The organism is Faecalicatena contorta, assembly GCF_021531995.1.
In the GTDB taxonomy this organism is placed as follows: Bacteria; Bacillota; Clostridia; order Lachnospirales; family Lachnospiraceae; genus Dorea_A; species Dorea_A contorta_A.
This window is the reverse complement of sequence record NZ_JAFBIZ010000179.1, coordinates 1-3,191: the sequence shown is the minus strand read 5'-3', so window position 1 is coordinate 3,191 and position 3,191 is coordinate 1. Positions and strand designations below refer to the sequence as shown.

At 41.0% G+C, this 3,191-nt stretch carries 2 protein-coding genes and 1 pseudogene; all 3 read right to left on the bottom strand.

Annotated elements, in window-relative coordinates:
- Nucleotides 1-163: 163 nt before the first annotated feature.
- On the bottom strand, nucleotides 164-793 hold the full coding sequence (locus JQM82_RS14770) for a YczE/YyaS/YitT family protein (RefSeq protein WP_235251165.1): 630 nt from the start codon (nucleotides 791-793) through the stop codon (nucleotides 164-166).
- Between the two features lie 3 nt (nucleotides 794-796).
- Complete coding sequence (locus JQM82_RS14765; protein ID WP_235251164.1) at nucleotides 797-2,995, bottom strand: alpha-galactosidase; 2,199 nt, start codon at nucleotides 2,993-2,995, stop codon at nucleotides 797-799.
- 23 nt (nucleotides 2,996-3,018) lie between these two features.
- Nucleotides 3,019-3,191 (bottom strand): annotated as a pseudogene (locus JQM82_RS16550) (IS3 family transposase); the annotation flags it as partial.

The window sequence follows — 3,191 nt, the reverse complement described above, 5'->3', positions numbered from 1 at the left end:
GCATGGCTATTATCTGGTAAACAAAAGAGTGGGCGAAGCCTTCAAAGACGGCTTGCAACTCAAATAACGGTTTTCTAAAAATAGAGTTCTCTCGAAAAAAGAGAATTCTATTTTTTATAAGCAAGTTCAAGATTTTTCTATCCTGCTTCATAATCGACAGCGTTTACAGGTAAAATATTTCCAGTTTTGTTTTAAAAAATTGAATTAACGGGCCATTGAAACAGGCATTTATAATTGTACCGATCCCTGCTACCGACCAGATACCCGCCCCAGATGCAGTTGCAAATATGATTCCGATGATCACGACAATAACATCCGAAAGAATCCTTGCTTTATGGAATGGAATTTTCTGATGTGTCAGTTTCTCGATTATAATTGCGACACTGTCATATGGAGCGATTCCCATATCTGCGACCATATATAATGCCACTCCCATAGATGCCATCAGCTGAGCAAGCAGCAGTGCAAGGATACGCAGTGGCAGATTCATCTGAATCTGCACTACATCATTCGCTACATAACAAATAAAGTCTGCAATGTATCCGACAAATACCATATTGATAATGGTCCCCGCACCAATGCAGGATCTTGCCTGAAAAAATACAACTACAAGGATGATCGCATTGACAAGCAACTGCCACGTTCCAAAGCTCCATCCGATAAATCCGCTGATTCCAAGATTCATTGCACTGAATGGATCCACGCCAAATTGTGAAAATCGTAAGAAAGATACACATAATCCAATAAACAATATTCCAAGTACCATTCCGCCGGTTCGTTTTGTCTTCGTCATGCTCTATCTTCCCTCCTGAACTTTTTTGCCTTTCAGCATATATATTCTAGATTCAAAATCGGTACAAGGAGTCACATTCCCTGGCACTTCACCAGCTGTCACATCGGATGTGATCAATCCATAATTCATCAATTCGTCTCCGTAATTTTCTGTATGATTCCATACATTTTCATAAATCATATCCGGGTTCAATCCCTGTAATCTGACACGGCTATACGGCTGATTCACTCCATTTAAAACACGATAGTAGCCTACGATCGCAAGCGTGCGGTCTTCATTTGTCACCATCCATACCGTCTCATTTCCTTCGAATGGACTTTTCAAACGATAAAATGTTCCAAACTGTAACACTTCTCGATATTCTTTCATAAATGTGATCTGTTCTTTTACTTCTTTGATCTCTTCTTCTGTCAATTTGTTGAGATCCAGTTCGTATCCAAAAGTTCCAAAGTATGCTACATTCGCTCTTGTATGTAATGGAGTATTGCGAAATACCTGGTGATTCGGGACAACAGACACATGGCTTCCCATACTGCTGAGCGGATAACACATAGAAGTTCCGTACTGAATCTTCAGACGCTCAATTGCATCCGAATCATCGCTTGTCCATCCCTGTGGTGCATAATACAGCATTCCTGGGTCAAATCTTCCACCACCGCTGGCGCAGGATTCAAATAATACTTCTGGAAACTCATTTGTCAAACGTTCATACAGATCATATACACCTAAAATATAACGATGGAACACTTCTCCCTGTCTGTCTGAAGAAAATTTGCTGCTGTAGCATTCTGTAATGCTTCGGTTCATATCCCATTTAATATATGAGATTTTCGACTCCGATAATAACTTTGCCATCATTCCGTAAATATGATCTACTACTTCTTTTCTTGCAAAATCGAGTACATACTGGTATCTGCCGTGTGATGTATTTCTTCCCGGTGTCTGTAAGATCCAGTCTGGATGTGCTCGATAAAGATCAGAGTCTTTATTTACCATCTCCGGCTCAAACCAAAGACCGAATTTTAATCCTAGTGCTTCAATTCTTTCTGACAGGCCTTTGATGCCATTTGGCAGAAGCTCTTCATTTGCCACCCAATCACCAAGACCAGCTCTGTCATTTCTTCTTGCGCCAAACCATCCGTCATCTAAGACAAACAGTTCTACTCCACATTCTTTTGCTTTCCTTGCAATCTCTACAAGGCGATCTTCTGTAAAGTCAAAATAAGTTGCTTCCCAGTTGTTATTTAAAATCGGTCTTGCCTTATCACGCCAGTACCCTCTTGCGAGTCTCTTTGCATACAGCTTCTGGAATGTCTGACTCATGCCATTTAATCCATTTTCACTGTAAACCAGAACTGCTTCCGGTGTCTGAAAGCTTTCTCCCGGTTCTAATTTCCAATCGAATCCTTCTGGATTGATCCCGGCTGTAATTCGTGTTACATCATGTGTATCTACTTCTGCCTGCATACGGAAATTTCCACTGTATACAAGGCTTATTCCGATTGCTTCTCCTGCATTTTCATCTGTGTTGTGACGTTTTAAAGCAAGGAACGGATTATGTTCGTGAGAAGAATTTCCGCGCATGCTGTCGATAGCTGTTATGCCTTGCTCCAATGTTCGATTCTTAATATAGCGCTCTCTGGACCACGCACCGGACAACTGCATCCATTCATAATCCTTATCCGGAAGATCCAGGCTTAAGCTCATCATATTTAATACATGCAGATTTTTCTCACCAGCATTTTCAATATAAGCACTTCTTGCAATTGCACTATATTCATCAAAAATCGTATATAAAAGCGCCAGTTTTGCACCAGTCAAAGCGTCTTTCAGGAAGATGCGCAATGTCTGCGCTTCCTCCTCGGACTCTGTGTAAGTTGCCGGCAATCCGGAGAGCTTCGGTTTTCCGTCAATGATCTCATAACTGTCATATTGGAACTCACTGATCCTGCTGCCATTTTCCTGTAACAATTCAATTGCCGGATGTCTGTAATCTGTCGTACCGTAAACCGGATATTCCTGTCGGATATGTTCCAATGAAAAAGTACGATCCCACTCATATATATACGATGTCATTGGGCGTTCACATTTCTCAACCAGATAAGAAAAATCTGCTTTGTCATGAAGTCGTTTTCCAAAATATAATTGTCCCAGATGCCCATTTTCTAATACACATATGATATTGTCAATATTGGTTGACACATTTATCTCAAAGATATCACTGACTATGCAGCCAGGTCCAAAGATTGATAGTATCTCTGGCGCTTGATGATCGGAGGAAGCCCACCGTTAGCAGAGCAGATCCTCCTGTTATTCCAGTAACTGATGAAATATCTCCAAATGAGAACCTTCAGTTCCTCTGTGGTCATAGTTTCCGTATTGTAGCGGTCATAGAGAA

What these genes read in the sequence shown, in the direction of transcription:
- JQM82_RS14770 (WP_235251165.1), bottom strand. Translation starts at nt 793, where the DNA reads ATGACGAAGACAAAACGAACCGGCGGAATGGTACTTGGAATATTGTTT.